The sequence below is a fragment of the Lacinutrix sp. MEBiC02595 genome (assembly GCF_053601555.1).
Genome location: NZ_JBSHNU010000094.1, coordinates 1 through 1,639 on the forward strand (window position 1 = coordinate 1; position 1,639 = coordinate 1,639).

Genomic DNA, 1,639 nt, shown 5'->3' on the forward strand with positions numbered 1-1,639 from the left:
TATTTAGTAACGCCTTATTTACAAGATAAAACAGGAAATATCACAAAGTACTTTTCTGAAGATTTTAACCAAAATGAATTGGATACCTACATACAAACAAAAAGTAAAAACAATTTTGTAAATCTACCGAATAACAACATAGAAACCAGGAAAGCAGAAGTAGGAACAAGAATTAGAGGATCCGTTATATTAAAGGAAGCAAACCCCCAAAATGCCAAGGTAATGCTAACTTCACAAGAAAATAATATTGTTTTAGTATCTAAACTAAAACCAAATAACACCTTTGTTTTTGATAGTCTTTTATTAAAACAGAATTCAACCTACAAATTATCTTTAGTCGATTTTAAAGGAAAACTTTTAAAAGCAAGCATGCATGTAAATGAACAATTGATAGATTACAAACCTGAATTAGTAACTAGTAAAGACTGGAACGACTATTATATTAAAGGCTTTGACAACAAACATACGGACGATATCGCTTCCAGACAAATAAAAAAACAAGTATACTTAGATGAAGTTGTTGTTGAAGCTAAAACGAACAAAATTGTTCTTCCTGATGATTATCCAGACCCGAAAGTTAGAGGAAACAGCGTTACAAAAACATACATAATTGATAAAAATAGGTATTCTCCCAACCAAACAGCAATGGATGTAATAAAAGACTTACCAGGAACTTTAGTCGATGTTAATAGTACCGCTATTAGATCTACAAGAGGACAAAAATCAATAGTTAAAAGTCAAACAAATGTAGCTAGTGAAATGATAAATATTAATACTGGTGCAAGAAGTATAAGTAGCTCAGAAGACATGACTATTATACTTAACGGTGTTAGAGTTACAGATTTTAATATTTTAAGAAATTTAAGTGCTACAGAGATTATAGAAGCAAAAGTTAATGCTTCTGGAGCCGGTTATGGTTTAGATGGTTTTGCTGGAGTAATAATTTTAAAAACAAAAGGAGAAATAAATCCTTTTAAAAATGTAACCAATAATACCGAATCTACTTTAAAAATTGGAAATGTAGATTTTGGGTTTACCATTTCTACAGCAAACTACGCCAATTTCGATATGCAGTTCCCAACTAAAAACTCTAGAATATTCTATAGTACTTTAGATTGGTTACCAAATGTAAATTTAAAACCAAACACAGACAATACTATAAGGGTTTACAATGATAACCTAGACGAAATTCAACTTCTAATTAATGGTCAAAATGACCAAGGGAATCTAGTTTTTAAGGTTATACGTATTAAAAATAATTAATAATTATATATAATCTTGCAAATTCACATCATTAATACTTCCATGAGAAGCGTGACGTACTACATTTCCATTTCTTATCACTAATATCTGTGGGGACTCATGCATGACCATAAATTGAACACCAATTTCATTAGAGATATCTCTATAGTTTAGAAGATCTAAATAATATAAATCTAAATCTTTTTCCGTTAAACTATACATCGTAACAAATTGATTCATTACCATTCTACTAATCCCACATCGCGTAGAATGTTTAAATATAACTTGTGTTTTTACTTTAGATTTTTCTTCGATAAATTGCAATTGCGGCATAGCATTCAAAGGTATCCAAGGCAATACTTTTTCTTCTTTTGGTTCTGATGAACCGAATAGCTTT

Annotated in this window: 2 protein-coding genes; one reads left to right on the forward strand and one right to left on the reverse strand. The window is 29.9% G+C overall.

The window, feature by feature from the left end; all coding sequences use genetic code 11:
- The coding region (locus ACVCZW_RS00420; protein ID WP_452231346.1) for a hypothetical protein at positions 1–1,263 on the forward strand (1,263 nt) is incomplete at its 5' end.
- 3 nt (positions 1,264–1,266) lie between these two features.
- Here ACVCZW_RS00420 and ytxJ read toward each other — a convergent pair.
- Positions 1,267–1,639 (reverse strand): bacillithiol system redox-active protein YtxJ (ytxJ, locus tag ACVCZW_RS00425; protein ID WP_452231347.1); only part of this gene is annotated, 373 nt, incomplete at its 5' end.